This is a genomic window from Burkholderia metallica, assembly GCF_001718555.1.
GTDB lineage: Bacteria > Pseudomonadota > Gammaproteobacteria > Burkholderiales > Burkholderiaceae > Burkholderia > Burkholderia metallica.
In genome coordinates this window covers 206,100-223,632 of the sequence record NZ_CP013403.1, presented here as the reverse complement: position 1 = coordinate 223,632, position 17,533 = coordinate 206,100, and the positions used below count along the sequence as shown (strand labels likewise).

The 17,533-nt window shown below is 67.1% G+C and carries 13 protein-coding genes and 1 pseudogene; 6 read left to right on the top strand and 8 right to left on the bottom strand.

All coding sequences use genetic code 11. The annotated features are described in order from the left end of the window. Positions 1 to 97: 97 nt before the first annotated feature. Positions 98 to 3,430, bottom strand: a complete 3,333-nt coding sequence (locus WJ16_RS20865; RefSeq protein WP_069259003.1) for a two-partner secretion domain-containing protein — start codon at positions 3,428 to 3,430, stop codon at positions 98 to 100. Positions 3,431 to 3,493: 63 nt separating this feature from the next. After that, positions 3,494 to 5,050 (bottom strand): ShlB/FhaC/HecB family hemolysin secretion/activation protein, encoded by a 1,557-nt coding sequence (locus tag WJ16_RS20860; RefSeq protein ID WP_418219869.1) that lies wholly within the window; start codon positions 5,048 to 5,050, stop codon positions 3,494 to 3,496. Positions 5,051 to 5,561: 511 nt separating this feature from the next. Between WJ16_RS20860 and WJ16_RS20855 the strand changes: the two genes are divergently transcribed. From WJ16_RS20855 to WJ16_RS20845, 3 genes are all read left to right on the top strand, one after another. Further along, positions 5,562 to 6,194: a LysE family translocator gene (locus WJ16_RS20855; protein WP_012365191.1), complete on the top strand. Its 633-nt coding sequence runs from the start codon at positions 5,562 to 5,564 to the stop codon at positions 6,192 to 6,194. Positions 6,195 to 6,409: 215 nt separating this feature from the next. Then, a complete protein-coding gene (locus WJ16_RS20850; RefSeq protein WP_069259002.1) occupies positions 6,410 to 6,751 on the top strand; it encodes a type II toxin-antitoxin system RelE/ParE family toxin in 342 nt (113 codons plus the stop codon). Beyond that, positions 6,738 to 7,025, top strand: coding sequence for a helix-turn-helix domain-containing protein (locus WJ16_RS20845; RefSeq protein ID WP_012365189.1), 288 nt, complete (start codon positions 6,738 to 6,740; stop codon positions 7,023 to 7,025). Before WJ16_RS20850 ends, WJ16_RS20845 begins: the two co-directional genes overlap by 14 nt. Before the next feature lie 211 nt (positions 7,026 to 7,236). Here WJ16_RS20845 and WJ16_RS20840 read toward each other — a convergent pair whose 3' ends face one another. Beyond that, a complete protein-coding gene (locus WJ16_RS20840; RefSeq protein ID WP_069259001.1) occupies positions 7,237 to 7,806 on the bottom strand; it encodes a hypothetical protein in 570 nt (189 codons plus the stop codon). A 219-nt stretch (positions 7,807 to 8,025) separates the two neighbouring features. Next, positions 8,026 to 8,484, bottom strand: a complete 459-nt coding sequence (locus tag WJ16_RS20835) for an Lrp/AsnC family transcriptional regulator (protein WP_012365188.1) — start codon at positions 8,482 to 8,484, stop codon at positions 8,026 to 8,028. A 124-nt stretch (positions 8,485 to 8,608) separates the two neighbouring features. On the opposite strand from WJ16_RS20835, the gene WJ16_RS20830 reads away from it, so the two are divergent. From WJ16_RS20830 to surE, 3 genes are all read left to right on the top strand, one after another. Continuing rightward, complete coding sequence (locus WJ16_RS20830) at positions 8,609 to 9,343, top strand: AzlC family ABC transporter permease (RefSeq protein ID WP_069259000.1); 735 nt, start codon at positions 8,609 to 8,611, stop codon at positions 9,341 to 9,343. Continuing rightward, positions 9,336 to 9,644: an AzlD family protein gene (locus tag WJ16_RS20825; protein ID WP_069258999.1), complete on the top strand. Its 309-nt coding sequence runs from the start codon at positions 9,336 to 9,338 to the stop codon at positions 9,642 to 9,644. The genes WJ16_RS20830 and WJ16_RS20825 overlap by 8 nt, the downstream gene beginning before the upstream one ends. 174 nt (positions 9,645 to 9,818) lie before the next feature. Continuing rightward, positions 9,819 to 10,598 (top strand): 5'/3'-nucleotidase SurE, encoded by a 780-nt coding sequence (gene surE, locus WJ16_RS20820; RefSeq protein WP_069258998.1) that lies wholly within the window; start codon positions 9,819 to 9,821, stop codon positions 10,596 to 10,598. Between the two features lie 88 nt (positions 10,599 to 10,686). Here the strand turns inward: surE and WJ16_RS20815 are convergent, their stop codons facing one another. The 4 genes and pseudogenes from WJ16_RS20815 to WJ16_RS20805 form a co-directional block, all read right to left on the bottom strand. Beyond that, positions 10,687 to 11,514 (bottom strand): SDR family NAD(P)-dependent oxidoreductase, encoded by an 828-nt coding sequence (locus tag WJ16_RS20815; protein ID WP_069258997.1) that lies wholly within the window; start codon positions 11,512 to 11,514, stop codon positions 10,687 to 10,689. Between the two features lie 14 nt (positions 11,515 to 11,528). Then, positions 11,529 to 11,811: pseudogene (locus WJ16_RS34310) on the bottom strand (MFS transporter); the annotation flags it as partial. Positions 11,812 to 11,990: 179 nt separating this feature from the next. Then, positions 11,991 to 14,672, bottom strand: coding sequence for a GH92 family glycosyl hydrolase (locus WJ16_RS20810; RefSeq protein ID WP_069258996.1), 2,682 nt, complete (start codon positions 14,670 to 14,672; stop codon positions 11,991 to 11,993). Positions 14,673 to 14,739: 67 nt separating this feature from the next. Beyond that, a complete protein-coding gene (locus WJ16_RS20805) occupies positions 14,740 to 17,211 on the bottom strand; it encodes a GH92 family glycosyl hydrolase (RefSeq protein WP_069258995.1) in 2,472 nt (823 codons plus the stop codon). Between the last annotated feature and the right edge of the window lie 322 nt (positions 17,212 to 17,533).

The following is a 17,533-nucleotide window of genomic DNA, read 5'->3' as shown; positions in this document are numbered from 1 at the left end:
CTGTGCCGAACGGGCGTCGGACCAAAGTCGCGACAGCGCTACGCGCCCGGGAGGCGGGCGTCACTGCACCCCGCCACGCCTCCCGGAACGGGACCGATCAGTTCCGGATGTCGCCGAAATTGAGGCCCGCGAGCGGCACCGCCGCCGCGTTTCCGCTCACGCCATTGCCGCTCATCCAGCCGAAGTTGAGGCCGACCAGCCCACCGTACCACTGGTCGTAGCCGGCCGTGTAGGCAATACGGCTGCGCGAGCTCGAACGATCGACGTTGCCGAAGTTTTCGCCTGCCACGCCGCCCAGCCGTGCATTGCGCCCGCCGGACACCGAGCCCGACGATGACGACGACGCGATCTTGCCGTCGTTTTTGCCGACCAGGCCGCCAACCGAACTGCCATCGCCGCCCTTCGCCGAACCGACGGCGTCGGACGCATCGATCGAAGCAATCGTGTGGTTGTGGCCGACCAGGCCGCCGACGTAGCTGCCCGCGCCGGCAACGACGTCGCCCGACGCGCCCGACGACGACACGCTGCCCCAGTTGAGGCCGACCAGGCCGCCTGCCCTGCCCCTGCCGGCGACATTCACGGCCCCGCTTGCGTAGGCGCTCACCACCTTGCCGATGGCGCCATTCCAGCCGACGAGCCCCCCTGCGATGCTGTCGTCGCCGGCCGATACGGTGCCGCCTGCCGACGAAGCGGCCACGAGGCCGTTGTTGTCGCCGACGAGACCGCCTGCCTGGCTCTGCGCACCGACCTTGACCGCACCGCTGGCCGACGAACCGTCCACCTTGCCGATGTTCGAGCCCACGAGCCCGCCCGCCTTCACATTGTTGCGCCCTTCCACCGTGCCATGTGCGTCCGATGCGAGGATCTCGGCCTTGTCCGCGTTACGGCCGACGAGACCGCCCAACTGGCTGCCGGCGCCCGCGGAGACGTTGCCGAGCGCAGTGGATGCGCGGACCGTGCCTTCGTTCAACCCCACGAGACCGCCCGCCATCGCGGCGTTGCCGGCCTGAACGCTGCCGCGCGCCGTCGACGCCACGATCGTCGCACGATTGACGCCGACGAGTCCGCCGACCGAACCCGACGCACCCGCAACGACCTTGCCGCCCGCCGTCGACGCGGCGATCTTGCCGCGATTTTCCCCGACGAGGCCGCCCGCTTTCCCGTTGTCGCCCACGGTCACGTCGCCCGTCGCGTCGGATGCGTCGATCAACGCGGCGTTGTAGCCGACGAGGCCGCCCGCCGTCGCATCGTGGCCGGCCCGCACGCTCGCAGACGAAGAAGCAGCCTTGATCACCCCGCCTTCGTTGTAACCGACGAGGCCGCCGACACGCGCGTCGCGTGCCAGGGCGGTGACGCTACCCGCGACCGTCGACGCCGTGATGACGCCGCGGTTGACACCGACCAGGCCGCCCGTATCACCGGCCGACTCGCTGCTGACCTTGACGTCGGCGCGGCTGTTGCTGATGGTCGCGTCGCCCAGATCCGGCAGGAGGGCCGTGCGGTTTTCTCCGACCAGACCGCCGACGTACAGCGCGTCCCTGCCGCCTTCGACGCGGCCCGAAACCGATGCGCGATCGATCCGTCCGCTGATATTGCTGCCGACCAGGCCACCGAGGATCGCGCGGCCGTTGCCGCTCACCAGGACGTCTTTCGCCTTTACGTTGGTGATGTCGCCCAGGTTGTAGCCGGCCAATGCGCCGACGCTGACCGGCGACGCCATGTACCCGGCCGGCGTGCGCGCCGTGATCTTGTCGAGCCCGAGGTTGGCGATGCGGCCGGTGTTGACCGCAAACAACCCGACGACCGCACTGCCGGGATTCGAGACCGACAGATTGCCGATGGTATTGCCCAGACCGTCGAACACGCCGCTGAACGACGCACTGTCGCCGCCGAGGCTGCGGAATTGCGCCCCCTTGCCGTCGATCGCGTTACCCAGCACGTAGCGGCCGTTCATGTTGGCATCGACGCCGCGCAGCCCCGCGAGATCGTGAATCACGCGATACGCTTCGCCGTTCGCCGAGAACGACGCATTGCGACCCGACAGCGTGACTACCGCATCGTCCGTCAGCGTATGACCGCTGCCCGAATTCAACGCCAGGCTCGCGTTTTCGCCGGTCAGCGCCACGTTGTTGCCGATGCGAACGCGTTGCGCCGCGTTCATCGTCACGCCCGCGTTCGCGCCGCTCGCCGTCAGCGACTGCTTCAGGTCGACGCTGCCCTTTTTCGACGTCAGCGCCAGCGCGTTGTCGCTCGCCCAGTTCACCGCGTCGCCCACCGTCAGGTCGCCCGACGTGTTGGTCAGCGCCACGTTCGTCGTGCCCAGGTTGCGCGACAGCGTCTCGCCGTCGATCGCGGCGTTACCGCCGACTCCGGCGTTGGCCGCCTCGATCGTCCACAGGCCCGTGCGACCCGACGCCGCGCGCGTATCCACCTGCGCGTCGCGCGACACCGTCACGCGCTCGCCGCGCGTCGTTACCGTGCCGCCTGCCGTCGAGGCGTCCTGCGCGCTCGCGTCCAGCTTCCCGCCGACCTGAACCTCGCCGCCGTCCAGCGTGATCTTCCCCGCGCGGCTGCTCAGGCCCTTCGCCTCGATCGTGCCGCTGTTCCTGACCACCGAACCCAGCAGATCGCCTGCCGCGCGCGCCGTCATCAGCACTTCCCCGCCGTCCGCCTTCAGCAGCCCGCCGTTGTGCGCCTGCGCGTCCACCGCCCCGCCTTCGACCTGCAGGTTCAGCAGCCCGTTGCCGTCGAAGTTCACGTTGAACGCATTGCCCGCGCCCAGCGCCACGCGCCCCATCTGCGCACGGATCACGCCCGTGTTCGACACCCGCGCGCCCAGCAGCGCCACGCTGCCGCCGTCCGCCGCCGCGATCGTCCCGGCGTTCTCCACCGACTGGCCCGAGGCTCCGGCGAACCGGTAGCGACCCGCCAGGAAATCCGCATCCGACAGGTTCTGCGTCGACGCCACCAGACCGCCCACGTTCACCTGCGCGCCCGCGCCGAACATCACGCCGTTCGGGTTCACCAGGAACACCCGCCCGTTCGCGTCCAGCTGGCCGTGAATCTGGCTGCCGTTCGCGCCGACCACCCGGTTCAGCGCAATCGACTGGCTCGTCGGCTGCTTGAACGATACCCGCTCGCCGCTACCCACGCTGAAGTCCTGCCAGTTCGTGATCAGCTTGTCCGTATGCTGGTTGATCGACATCGTCTTGTTGTCCGCCGACTTCGCGATGTCGGCCTGCCCCGACATGATCTCGCTGCCCGTCGGCAGCGCGTATGCGCCCGACGCAGCAGCCAGCCCCAGCAGCGACACGCCCGCCGCGAGCAGGCGCTTGCCGCCGCCCGACTTGCCGCGACGGCGCGCCGTTTCCCCGACCGCGCACCAGCCACCCTGTGCTTCGTTCCACACCAGTGAATAGGCCTTGTTCATTTTGGTATCCTCTTCAATCTGCCTTATAAAACCCGCCCTGCCGGACGGACCGATCACGCACGCTCAGAAATACTGAGCGGCTTGAACCCATACGCTCGGCGCGCGGGTCGGCGAGCCGAACGCCGCGCCGAGCGGCCACGCGGCCGTCAGCGCCACCTGGCGCTTCGCGCCGAACCAGCTCGCACCAACACCGCCGGCCTGCATGTGCTGCATGTTTCGCTCACGCGACCACGGGAACTTGTCGGCCTGCACGCGCCCGGCGTCGACGAACGTGCTGACCTGCCAGCCCGGCGCGACGAGATATCGCAACTCCGCGCTGGCCTGCCAGCCTTGGTCGCCGCTGCCAGCGCCGAGCGCGTACGCGCGCACGCCGTACGGGCCGCCGAGACTGAATTTCTCCGATTCGTCGAGATTGCGCGACGCGAGCTGCGCGCTGAATTGCGTGTACAACTCGAACCGACGCCCCAGCGCCTGCACCCGCAGCGCGCTCACGTTCAGCTTCGTGAAGCTGCCGATCGATTTTTTCAGCGCATCCGCTTCGAACGGATCGTTGCTGCGCAGCCGCCCGACACCGAACATCACCGAGAACCCGTTGCGGCCGCCGCCCAGCCAGCCGTCCTGACTGTTGCCGCTGACGCCGAAGGTCCACAGGCCGATGTTCTTGTCGCGCCGGACATCAAATATCCCGTAGTCGTCGCGCAGGTTCTTGTTTTCGTACTGGGCCTGCGCGGTGACGCTCAGGTTTCGCGCGCGCACGAGCGGTTGCGTCACGTACGCGGTCTGCACGCTCGCCCGGCCGCTGGAATCGAGATCCGAGAACGCTCCGCCGAGCCGGTAGCGCAGCGACGAATACGCGACGCCGACTCGCGTGGACGCGGGGCCGACCGGCAGCTGGTACGCGGCACGGTAGTAGCGCTGCAGTTCGTTGCTGAGCAGCCCGCGCAGGCTCAGGCGATCGCCGAGCCGCAGCGGCGAATTGACGTCGACGCTGCCGCCGACACGGTAGCGCCCGAGCGCGACGTCACCGAAGTTGTCGAATTCGAGCGCCCCGGACGCGAGCGGCCCTTTGTCGGCGTCGACGACGAGATCGGTAGTGCCGGGCGTATCGCCCGGACGCAACGTGCCGCGCGCGGCGACGCCGGCCAGGTCGTCGAGCAGCAACAGGCTGCGCTCGAGAGCGGACCCGCGTACGACATCGCCCGGATGCAGCACCGCGAGCGGCTGGCGCAGCGCGGCATCGAACACGCGCGAATGATTCTGGATCGTGATTGCGCCGTAGCGCCCTTCGGCGATTTCGATACGCACGACGCCGTCGTCGATGTCCTGGCGAGGCAGGTAGGCACGCGCCAGCACGTAGCCATGGCGACGATAGTAGGCAGTGATGCGCGCGACGGCGCGTTGCAGGTCGGCGAAACCCAGCGTGCTGCCCGCAAGATCGGCGACGAGCGGCTGCAACTCGTCGTTGCCGAACACGGTATTACCGTCGAGCGCGAATGCGCGAACGAGCACGCGAGGCCCCGACTCGGGCGCGCGCTCGGCAGCCTCATCCGACGGCGCCACCGTCAGTTCGGGCGCGGCTTCCGGCGGCAGATCCGGCCGCGGCGCCTCGATATCGCGCATCGCTCGCCCCGCATCCGGCACTTGTGCATGGACCGACTCGAAAAGACTCGCGACACCACCGCAGATCAGCGCCACACACATTACGTGGCGAACCCGCAGGACCACGCCGAGGTCGCGCGACACCGAACGCGAACCGACCTCGCGTGACCGTGCCGCTTCGACGCGACCGATGTCGGCCCGACGGCGGTCGGTGACTTGCATATGATCTACCCACATGGAACACATTCGGACCTTGCCGGCAAGGCACTTGCCAGCTGTAACTCAAGCGCCGAATGCTACAGACGGACATTTCGCATGTATTTAGATCACGTACGAAAATTCGTGACGGAATTGTTAATTGCTGGTGCAGCCGCGCGACATGCCCGAATCGGGGAAACGGCTTCTGCTTTATCGAAAGGATGGAAGCGAGTCGGCCATCGGCCGGATCCCGGCGCGAGCACGGTTGACCACCTGCGGCGGCATGCCTAAAGTGGCGCATCTTTTTACGCCGCCCACGCAAAAAAGGATTCCCATGATCGACTTCTCCACGCTCGCGTTGTTCTCCGGCGCATGTCTCGCGCTGACGGCCACGCCGGGCCCCGACATGCTGCTGATCGCATCCCGCAGCGTGAGCCAGGGCCGGCGCGCGGGCTTTGCGACGCTCGCCGGCATTCAGGCAGGCACCTACTGTCATGCGCTCGCCGCTGCGCTCGGGCTGTCGCAGCTCTTTCTCGCGGTGCCGATCGCATACGACATCGTGCGTTTCGCCGGCGCCGCCTATCTGCTCTATCTGGCGTGGAAGACGTTTCGTTCAGACGCGACCGCGCTGTCGCCCGTCGCGTCGCAACGTCGCCACTCGACCGCGGCGATCTTCCGCCAGGGGCTGACGACGAACCTGCTGAACCCGAAGATGGCGCTGTTCGTGCTCGCGCTGTTTCCGCAGTTCGTGCGCCCCGGGCACGGTTCGATCGCCGTGCAGATTCTCGTGCTCGCGACGGTGCTCAACCTGATCGGGCTCGTCGTGAACGGCGCGGTGATTCTCTCCGCGAGCCGGCTGAGCCAGCGGATCGGCGCGCGCCGCCGTCCGTCGAAGCTGCCGCAATACCTGCTCGGCACGGTCTTCGTGGGACTCGCGGCGCGACTCGCGGTGGCAGGACGGAACTGATCTCTCCACCTCCCGAAGCACACCGGCAGGCCTGATATCCATTCGGTCAACTAGTCGAATTCAGCCCACCGGCAAACAATCTGGCTCGCACATCGGCAACGAAGCACCGGAGAAACGTCCAGACGTTTCTCCGGTGCTTCCGTGCATTCGACGAGCCGCCCTCATGACAGACACGACGGCGCCCCTTCTTGCAAGGAAATAACAAATTTGTTACTATGCGAACCGTCGCGTATGAAATCCATTTCTTCAGCGAGCAAGTCGAGGCAGGCGTGTTTGCGTTGCCGAAGACGCTGACCGCCAGGTTCTTCGCACTCGCTGACCGTATGGAGCAGTACGGCCCGAATCTCGGCGAACCTCACACCAGGCCGATCGGCGACGGGCTGTATGAAATGCGCTTGAAGGGCCAGGAAGGTATCGCCCGTGTGTTTTACTGTGCGGTCGTCAACCGGCGGATCGTCATGCTTCACTGCTTCGCGAAGAAGACGCAGAAAACGCCGCAGAAAGAGCTGAAAACCGCGCGCCGCCGATTGAAGGAGATTCGTTGTGGCAACCTATAAGGCACTGCGCGAGCGCGCGTTGTCCGATCCGAAGGTACGCGCCGAATACGACCGGCTGAACCGCGAGGAATTCGCGCTGCTCGATGCAATGCTAGCCGCCCGGCGAGCCGCCGGTCTTTCGCAAGCCGATGTGGCGGAGCGCATGGGCACGAAGGCGCCTGCCGTCACGCGGCTCGAACGCGCGCTCGCGACAGGCCGGCACTCTCCATCGATCGACACGCTGCGCAAGTATGCCGCCGCGTGCGGCAAGAAACTCGTGATCTCTTTCGCCTGAGTCGCACCAAGGCCCGGACAAGGTTGAATCGGCCGTCTGTTACGCGAGCGACCGACGGCCCGGCTGCCCCGCATCCCGCCTAATCCCCGCCCGCGCATGCATCGTCGGCACGATCGCGCGTATCCGCCACCACGCGCAGTTCCCGGCTGCCCATCAAGCTCGCCGGCGTCACCGTGCGGCGCTGCCATGGAGGACGCGCGATGCCGAGCGGTCAGCGCGTCGCGCCAAGCGCCACGCGCAGCCGTTCCATCAGTTGCGTGTAATACCGCAGCACGTCCTCCTTGGACACGACATTCGCGGTCGCGAAACGATCGGACCACGCCGGCTTCCATTCATACGAGCCGTGTACGCTGCGGTCGCCGTCAGGTGCCTGGATCAGCGAACGGATCCGCGCATCGCGGCCCGGGCCCGTGTGCATGTCGAACAGCGCGTGGATGTACGTGTGGTACGCGTCGTACACGTCGTCGTCGAACAGGTAGCGATAGATGTGAAACGTGCGATCGAGCTCGCGCTTTGCGCGGATCACGTCGTCCGGCGAGATGTCCTTCCAGTAGCCGATCCACGTATAGAAGCACAGCAGCGCATTGAGTTGGGGCGCCACCGCGTCGTACAGCGCGAGCCGCTTCTCGATCAGCCGCTGGTTGGTCCACTGCACGAGTTCGAGCCGCTTCAGCCGGCGCGCGACGAGCCAGCCGAGGCACGCGACCGACAACGGCGTCAGCACGCCGAGCACGAGCTTGACGATTTCCAGCGAATTCCACGGATTGTTGAATGGCTGCATGAATGGCCCGACAAGAAGGAACGCATCCGCGCCGGCGCATGATTCGGTGTGCGCGGCGCCTGCCCGGTCGCGTCGACATTGACCGTTAGTTGCTTGCGCATCGAACGTCGCACCGTAGCGCGAGCAATACGTTCGAAGCGGCGTGACTCGCCAGATTACCGAGCGATTGTCACCGAGCCGTGACCGTTCGTCGAGTGATCGCGTCGCACCCGCTCGGCGCTAGGTCGGCAGCGCCGACGTGAGCTTGACCTTCTGCATCGGAATGTCGGTCTTCACGCTCAGCACGCCCGGAATGCGCGTGAGGGTTTCCATCTGGAAGCGCCGATAGTCGTCGATATCGGCCGCGACGACGCGCAGCAGGAAATCGCAGTCGCCCGCCATCAGGTGGCATTCGACGACTTCCGGCATCTGCTGGACGGCCTCCGCGAAGCGGTTCACCGATTCCGCGTCCTGCCCTTTCAGCCACACGCGCGTGAAGATCGTCAGCCCCTTGCCGACTTTCGCGGGATTCAGCACGGCCACGTATTTCTCGATCACACCGGCTTCCTCGAGGAGCCGCACGCGCCGCAGGCACGGCGACGGCGACAGCCCGACCTCGTGCGCGAGCTCCACGTTCTGCATGCGGCCGTCGCGCTGGAGCGCGCTCAGGATCCGGCGGTCGATGGCGTCAAGTTTCATTGGCATTCAATTCCAAAAAATTTGCGTATCACGAGTTCAATGCCAAATTTTGAGAAAAATCTGGCCACAACGCAACCCGATTCGAGTCAAAAAAGCAGACAATTCCTCCCCCGAAGGAGGAGTAATGAGCAGTAGCGTTTCAACGTCGTCAGGGCTTCGCGACAAGCCCGCCTATGTCGCCGAGATGGGTCGCGGATTGCGCGCGGCGCTGCCCGTCATGCTGGGTTTCGTGCCGTTCGCGCTCGTGCTGGGCGCGCAGGCCGCGCAGAAAGGACTGAGCCTGTTCGAAGTGCCGATGATGACCGGCATGAATTTCGGCGGCGGCTCCGAATTCGCGGCGATCCATCTGTGGTCGTCGCCGCCGCACATCGCGCTGATCGTCGCGATGTCGTTCCTCGTGAATTCGCGCCACATCCTGATGGGCGCCGCATTCGAACCGTATATCCGCCGCCTGCCGCGCCGCCGCGCGTTCTTCGCGCTGTTCTTCATGTGCGACGAAAGCTGGGCGATGTCGCTCGCCGACGCCCGCGTGCGCTCGGCCACGCACATCAGCGTGCCCTATTACGCGGGCATCTGCGTGGGGCTCTACCTGACGTGGATCTCGATGACCACGCTCGGCGCGGCGGTCGGCCCGACGATCGGCAACGTCGAGCAGTACGGCTTCGACATGGCGTTCACCGCCGTGTTTCTGGTGCTGCTGCGCGGGATGTGGAAAGGGATGCGCGCGAGCCGCCCGTGGTTCGTGAGCCTCGTCGTCGCCGCCGCCACGCATCTGGCCGTGCCCGGCGCGTGGTACGTCGCGGCCGGCGCGTGCGCGGGGCTGATCGCCGCGCTGCTGTGGGAGCCGCGCGATGCCTGATTTCCCGGATTTCAGCACGGTCGCGACGATCGTGCTGATGGCGTCGACGACGTATCTGTCGCGCGTCCTCGGCTACGTGCTGCTGCGCAACCGCACGCTGAGACCGCGGATGGCGTCGGTGATGGAGAACGTGCCCGGCTGCGTGCTGATCTCGGTGATCGCGCCGGCCTTCGTGTCGACGCGCCCGGCCGACCTGCTCGCGCTCGCGATCACGGTGATCGCGGCCACGCGCCTGTCGATCCTGCCGACCGTCATCGTCGGCGTCGTGTCGGCCGGCCTGTTGCGCTACCTGCTCGGCTGAGCGGTTCCGACCCGCCGCGCACGCGGGATGGCCACGACGAACGGGCGCGCGATGCGCCCGTTTTCACGTCCGCGCCGGCCGCGCGACACGACGATGCGCACGCGGGAGTGCTAGCCTTGTGACTTGCGCCACGCTGCACCTCTCTCATCGCTCATCTCCGCGAGGATCATCCCGATGCAAGAAACCCGCCCGCTGTTCGACCGAGTGCTGCTCACCAACGACGACGGCATCGACGCCCCCGGCCTTGAAGTGCTCGAACAGGTCGCCACGCAACTGGCCCGCGAAGTGTGGATCGTCGCGCCGGCGGAAGACCAGAGCGGCACGTCGCATTCGCTGAGCCTGCACGAACCGCTGCGCGTGCATCGCAAGGGCGAGCGCCGCTTCGCGGTGCGCGGCACGCCGGGCGACTGCGTCGCGATCGCGACCAGCCATCTGATGAAAGGCGCGCGGCCCGACATCGTGCTGTCCGGCGTGAATCGCGGCGCGAACCTCGGCACCGAAACGGTGTTTTCCGGCACGGTCGGCGCGGCGATGACGAGCATGCTGGTCGGTGTGCCGGCCATCGCGCTGAGCCAGGCGTTCACCGATCGCAACGCGGTGCCGTGGGATACGGCACGCGCGCTTGCGCCGGACGTGATCCGCCGGCTCGTCGCCGCCGGCTGGGACAGCGATGCATGCCTGAACGTGAATTTCCCGCCGCGGCCCGCCGACGAGGCGCGCGGATTGAAGGTGACGAACCAGGGCGCCGGCACGCTGCAAGGCGTCGAGATCGTGTCGGGGCGCGACCCGCGCGACATCGAGTATCACTGGCTGAAGCTCGCCCGCGCGCCGCGCGATGACGATGCGGATTCGGAGACGGTCGCGCTCGGCGAAGGGTATGTCGCCGTCACGCCGCTGAAATTCGAGCGCACGCACGATCAGGCACTCGCGCGGCTGCGGTCGAGCCTCGGCTGATCGGCAGACGCCGGCGGGCAAGCGGCTGCGGCAATCGTGCGCATGACGACTGCGCGCGGATGCGTGGCTGCTTCTCCGCTTCTCCACGTCAAGTCAGGTTCATTCCCCCGTCGAGCATCACGATCTCGCCCGTCACGTAATCGGATGCGACGAGCATCGCGACCGTCTGCGCGATGTCGTCCGGCGTCGCCGCGCGGCGCATCGGCGCGTGCTCGCGCCAGCGCTGCTGCGCGTCCGTCCAGTCGGCCGTGAGCGGCGTATCGACGAGCCCCGGCGCCACCGCATTGACGCGAATCGCCGGCGCGAGCGTGCGCGCGAGCAGCCGCGTCGTGTGATTGAGCGCGGCTTTCGCCGCCGCATACGGAATCGACGCGCCCTTCGGCCGCACACCCGCATGCGAGCTGACGTTCACGACGCAACCGGCCCGCCCGTGCGACGCGGCCTCCCGTAGCGCGGCCTCCGCCTCGGCGACGAGCCGGAACGGTGCGATCACGTTGACCTCGTGCATGTCGCGCCATACCTCGGGGGTCGCCGCGGCAAGGTCGTCATGCGGAATCACGCGGCTCACGCCCGCGTTGTTGACAAGCACGTCGAGGCGCCCGTGCACGGCGACGGCTTCGCGGATCAGCCGCACGCGTTCGGCATCGTCGGCGAGATCGGCCTGCACGTAGGCCGCGCCGAGTTCGCGCGCCATCGCGCGCCCCACGTCGGCCGAGCTGCGCGAGTGCAGGATCACCGCGTAGCCGTCCGCCGCGAGGCGGCGCGCGACGGCCGCGCCGATCCCCGACGTCGATCCGGTGACGAGCGCGACCGGCCGATGCAGCCGCGACGCGCGCGGCTCGGCAACGGCTTCGGTTTCCGGGTCCGGTTCCGTTTCGGGAATCGGGGCGGCGATCGGCGGAAGTGGTGCGTCCATAGCGGGGAACCCTGTCAGTGGCGTTCCCGCATCATAATCGCGCCGACGCCCGCTGACGCGAACGTCACGGCCGCCACCGCGAGAATCGCGGCGGCGAAGCCGAAGCGGTCGGCCATCAGGCCCGCCGACAGCGTGCCGATCGCCTGGCCGCGATCGCGCCGGCACCGGCACACGCTCAGCGCACCTCAGCGAACGCGCGCCCCAGCCGGGTTCGGACACGGCGGAAACGGCGTCGATCCGGCTCGGATAGACCATCGCTGTCCCGAGGCCGTGCGGCACGCACGCCACGCGCCGCCAGCCCGCAGCGGCTCGCGAGACAACCGGTTGCGAACGCGGGCGCCTCCATCGCGACCCAGCCGGCGAGTTGGTTCAGCCCAACCGCGAGCCCGCGGTTTGTTCGCGCCGACGAGATCGACCTTCATGACGACGCCTGCCCATGCTTGCCGCCGGTTGTCGTTGGTTATCGTGGGTTGCCGCTACTTGCCCGCCAACGCCAGCGACGGCGCGAGCGCGCTGTTCGGATCCTGGCCGTTCCACGGCCCTACCCATGCGTCGTTCGGCGTCGCCCCCATCACGAAGTCGAGCGTACCGCCGGCCTTCATCTCGTCGTACGTGATGTAGGGCCGATGCAGCGGCGTGCCGTTCAGGCTGACCGACTGGACGTAGCGATTCACCGACGACGGCGCGCCGCCTCCGGCCGTATGCGCGGTCACCTTGAAGCGCCGCGTCGCGCCGAACTTCAATGCGTTTCCGTCCCCGCCTGCCGTCGCAACCGGCATGTCGATCGTCGCTTCCTCGAACAGCGGCGTGCCGAGGTAGAACACGCCGCCCACCGGATTCAGCGAGTAGATGCCGAGCGCGGACAGCACGTACCATGCCGACAGTTGCCCGCAGTCGTCGTTACCGGGAATCGCCGAATCGCGCACGCGGCGCGGGTCGGCGAGCGCGGCCTTCAGGCTGTCGCCGCTCAGCAGCGCGCGATCGCCGGCCGTCAGCGTCAGCGAGTACATGTCGTCCATTACCGTGCGCACGCGGTCCTGCGTCTTCGACGGCATGCCCGCGACGTCGTACAGGTACGGCAGGTGGTTCGCCGGCTCGTTGCCCGCGAAAAACTGGCCGCTGCGCCCGGTCAGGTCCGGAAAACCCTGTCCCCCCAGGAAGGTCAGCGGGTTGGCCGAATCGAACGTGCGGTCCAGCTGCGCGATGAACCGGTTTTTCCCGCCGAGCAACGCAACGAGGCCGGGGAAGTCGTGGAAGATGTTCCACGTATCGACCCACGAATTCGATTCGGAGAAGTCCGTTTTCTCCGCCGCCGTCGGGTCGAAGCCCGCCGTCCAGTTGCCTTGCGAATCCTTCGGCTGCGAGAACGTCCAGCCGTCGTTCAACGTCGGGTTGAACACGTTCCGGTAGTTCTGGCTGCGCTGCAGGTACGGCCGGTAGTCGGCCGTGCTCTTGCCCGCCGCCTTGCCGACCGCGGCCGTCGCCCAGTCGTCGAACGCGTAGTCCTGCGTCGTCGACACCGATGCGTTGTCGCCCGCATACACGTAGCCGCTCTGGCGATACTGGTCGAAACCGTGCGCGCTCGCGCGCTGCGTGGCGGTCAGCGCGGTCCAGATGTCGTCGACGTTCGCGCTCGTCAGGTGCTTCAGGTACGCATCGGCGATCAACGGGATCGACGGGTGGCCGGCCATCGTGAAGGTCTCCGTCTGCGCGAGCGGCCAAACCGGCAGTTCGCCCTTGCCGTTCTGCCTGAACTGCGTGAGGAGCGACTTCACCCAGCCGTCGACGCGCTCCGGCTGCACCAGCGTCATCAACGGCGACTCGGCGCGGAACGTGTCCCACAGCGAGAACGTCGACGAATAGTCGAAGCCCGGATTCGCATGCTTGCTCGTGGTCGGCGGCGACGTCGTGCCGTCGTTGGTCGAATCGGTGCCGACGTAGCTGCCGTCCGCGTTGTTGTAGACGGTCGGCGCGAGCATCGTGCGGTACAGCGACGTGTAGAACATCGTCCGCTGGTCGGCGCTGCCGCCCTTGATCCGGATCCGGTCAAGCGCGGCGCTCCAATCGCGCTCCGCCGCCCCGCGCACCTGATCGAACGACTTCGCGCCGACTTCCGCGGCGAGATTGGCGTGCGCGTCCACGATGCTCGACGGCGAGATGCCGACCTTCACCGTGACCGCGCCGCCCTCGCCACCGTCGGCGAACGTCAGGTATGCCTTGAAGCCGTCGGCACTGAACGCGACATGCTTCGTATCGAACGGTTTCGAGAAACGCGCGACGAAATACGTCGGCTTGTTGTTCGCCCAGTTGTTCGTGAACTGCCAGCCGGCGACCGTCTGCGCATCGACGACCTGGATCTTGCCGCTCGCGGTCGAGCCGCCGATCGGGTTGTCGATGCTGACGATCATGCTGCGCTTCTGCGCGGCCGCGCTCGGGAAATACGTGTAGCGATGCACGCCCGCATGCGCGGTGGCCGTCATTTCCGCGACGATCTTCGCGCCCTGCACGTTCCACGGCGTGTTGCCGCGGCCGACCGGCGCCATCTTCACGCGGTAGTAGCCGGGGCTCGCGGTTTCGTCGTCGTGGCTGAACGACGCGTCGTAGGTGATCGACGCATCGGCCGCGACCTTCGCCAGCGTCGCCGTATCGACCGGTGCGAGCGTCGGCAGGAACCGCACTTCGCCGCCCGAGCCGATGCCGGTACCGGACAGGTGCGTATGCGTGAAGCCGGTGATGAACGGATCGTCGTACTGGTAGCCCGACGTGCGATCCCAGTTCCACGGCAGCGTGTGCGCGCCGCCGGTCGTGTCCGGCCCGAGCTGCACGAGCCCGAACGGCACGGTCGCGCCCGGATAGACGTGGCCGTGGCCGCGCACGCCGCTGCTCCAGTCCGCGTTGATGTCGAGATTCGCGGTGCCGATCATCGGATCGACGCTGCGCAGCACCGATCGCCTGGCCGCGCCGCCGTTCCCGCCCTGCTCGTTCTGATCGCCCTGGTCGTTCTGATCGCCCTGGTCGTTCTGGTTGCCCTGATCGTTCTGGCTGCCTTGCGCGTTCGGCCACTGCGCGAGCACGCTCGCATCCGTCGAACCCTGATCGCCGCCGCAACCCGACAACACGGCAACGCACCCGATACCCACCACATGACGCAGCTTCATCCGTTCGTCCCTCCGTTTCCTGGCGTCGATCCTGCCGGCAAGAACCGCTCGTTGATCTTCAGGCCCGTTACGGCGCGCCGGCCGCCTGCGGGAACGACGGCATCGCGGATGCGTCGGTGCCCCACGTCGTCGCGCTCGCATCCGCGGTCATCGCATACGACAGCGTCGCGCCCTTCGCGATCTGCGCAAGCGGCAGCCATGCGCCAGGCCACGACACGCCGTTCAGCGCCAGCGACTTCACGTAGAACGACGCGGTATCGGCGGAACCGGCCCCCGGCGCAACGATGTGCAGCAGACGGTAGCCGCCGCCGTGCTGCCCGACGCGCACGTCGATCTTCTCGAACTGCGGGCTCGACACCGCGACGCCGCTCACGCCCGGCACGACCGGATAGAGGCCGAGCGCGGCCCACACGTACCAGCCCGACACCGCGCCGAGATCGTCATTGCCGGGCAAGCCAGCCGCGCCGGCGCCGAACTCGTTCGCGAGCGATGCGTGCAGCACGCGCTGCGTATGCGACGGCGCGCCGGCCCACGCATAGACCCACGGCACGGCCATCGTCACTTCGTTGCCGACGTAGAAGTACGGCTGCTCGGTGCCGATGTTCAGGTGCGTGAAGAACGTGTCGAGCCGCTTGACGACCGGTGCCGCGCCGCCTGCCTGCGCGACCACGCCCGCGAGATCGTGCGGCACGTACCACGTGTATTGCTCGGCATTGCCTTCCATGAAGCCCGAGCCGTCGGTGACCCACGCGCCGGCCGACGTCTTCGGTCGAATCGCGCCCTGGTCGAACAGGTTCCGCCAGTTGCCGCTCGATTTCAGCAGCGTGCCGGCCGTCGCCGCATCGCCGAGCGCTGCCGCGAAGCGCGATACCGCGAAGTCGCGCACCGCGTATTCAAGCGTGTTCGACGCGGTCTGGTTGTCGCCGCTGCCCGACGCGGGTACGTAGCCGAGCCGGTCGTAGTCCGCGCGGCTGCCCATCACCGGCGTGCCGGCGCACGCGGCGCCCGGCGCCGTGCTGCGTTTCATGATCGACAGCGCCGCCTGCGTGTCGAAGTTCGTCGCGCCGAACGCATGCGCGTTCGCGACGATGATCGAGCCCGCATCGCCCGGCATCACGGCCGTCTCCGTATTGAAGTACGCCCAGCGCGGGAACGCGCCGCACGCCTTCGCATCGAGCACCAGCGACTGCACGATGTCGCTCGTGCGCACCGGATCGAGCAGCGCCTGCAACTGGATGAACGCGCGGTCGATGTCCCAGCCCGAGAAGTTCGCGTACATCGTGCGCCCCTTGTCGACCCGGCGCGTCGGCGCGGCCGGTGCACCGTTCGACGCGTAGAAGTCCGGATACTCGCCGTTCACGTCGTTGAACACGTTCGGGTGCAGCGACGCGTGATACAGCGCGGTGTAGAACTTCGTCTTGTCGGCATCGCTGCCGCCCGTCACCTGGATCGCGTTCAGGCGCGCGTTCCATGCATCGCTCGCCGCCGCGCGCACCTTGTCGAAATGCCCGTTCGCGTTGCCTTGCGCGTCGCCGCCGCCGTTCTCGGCATCGAGGTTCTTCTTCGCGTTCGCTTCGCTGACGAACGAGATGCCGAGCTTCATCGTCACGGCCGGATGCCGGCGGTCGACCGCGAACGTCAGCGCGACCGGGCTGTTTTTCGCGAGCGTCGGCTTCGTCGCGAACGGCCGGCTGAATTCCGCGTAGTAGTACAGCGGCACCGCATGCCCTGCCCAGCAGAATCCGCTGCCCGCGATCGTGCCGGACAGCGCGCGATCGCCTTGCTGCGTGATCGTGTCGTTCGTCGAGCCCTGGGACCGGTTGTTCTGCACGGTCGGATCGAGTGCGATCGTCGCCTCCTGGCCCTGCTTCAGCGCGGGGAAGGTGAAGCGCGCCAACCCGGTGCGTACTGTCGTCGTCAGTTCGGCCTTGATGCCGTTGGCGAGCGTGACGCCGTAGTAGCCGGCCTGCGCCGTTTCGTTCGCATGGTCGAAGGCGGCCGCCGTGCCGGCGTCGCCGGGTGAAAGCTGCGGCATCACGTTCAGGTAGCCGCCGTTCGACCAGCAGCCGGTGCCGCTCAGGTGCAGGACGCTGAATGCCGTGATCGACGTGTCGCCGTACCAATAGCCGCCGGAGAAACCGGAGCCGTCGCCTTTTCTCCCGTCGTATTGCGCGGTTGGCGTCATCGGGCTCCATTGCATCATCCCGAACGGCAGCGTCGGCCCCGGGAACGTGCCGCCGCCCAGCCCGGAGCCCACCGGGTCGGCCGGCTGGTCGGTCGCGTAGTCGGTGCCGATCAACGGATTGACGTATTGCGCGACGCGGATGTCGGCGTTCTTTTCCGGTGCGGTGCTGCCGTCGTTGCCGTTTCCGTTGTTGCCGTTACTGCTGTTTCCGCTTCCGTTGCCGTCTTGATTGCCCTGCGCCTGAGCCATGTTCAACAGGCTCGCGCTCGACGGCGAATCCGCGTCGCCGCCGCACGACGTCACCGCGACGCACAACGCCAGCAGCGCCGTTCCCAACCCCCAGTTCCTCGGCATCGCCTGTCTCCGTTTCGCTCTTGAATCAAGCTGTTGGTTCGAACTACTGAGCTTTTGATCAGGAATCTTTTGCGACTGGATGCGTTCGCGATCGATCGGTCGAAAATGCCGGGCACGTGTACTTATTTCCGCATTCGACTACCCGAAAAAAGACGCGCCGACAGGTCGGACATACCGACACCCACGAACGGACAACGGGCACAAGCGTGCCCAAATGACCGTGTTTTCTCTACCCCGTGTTTTTACGAATTTTTATTTTGTTTATCTAAACAAAAGGCGATTGATTCAGTTTTTATGCGGAATGGATGCTGGATACGCGCTT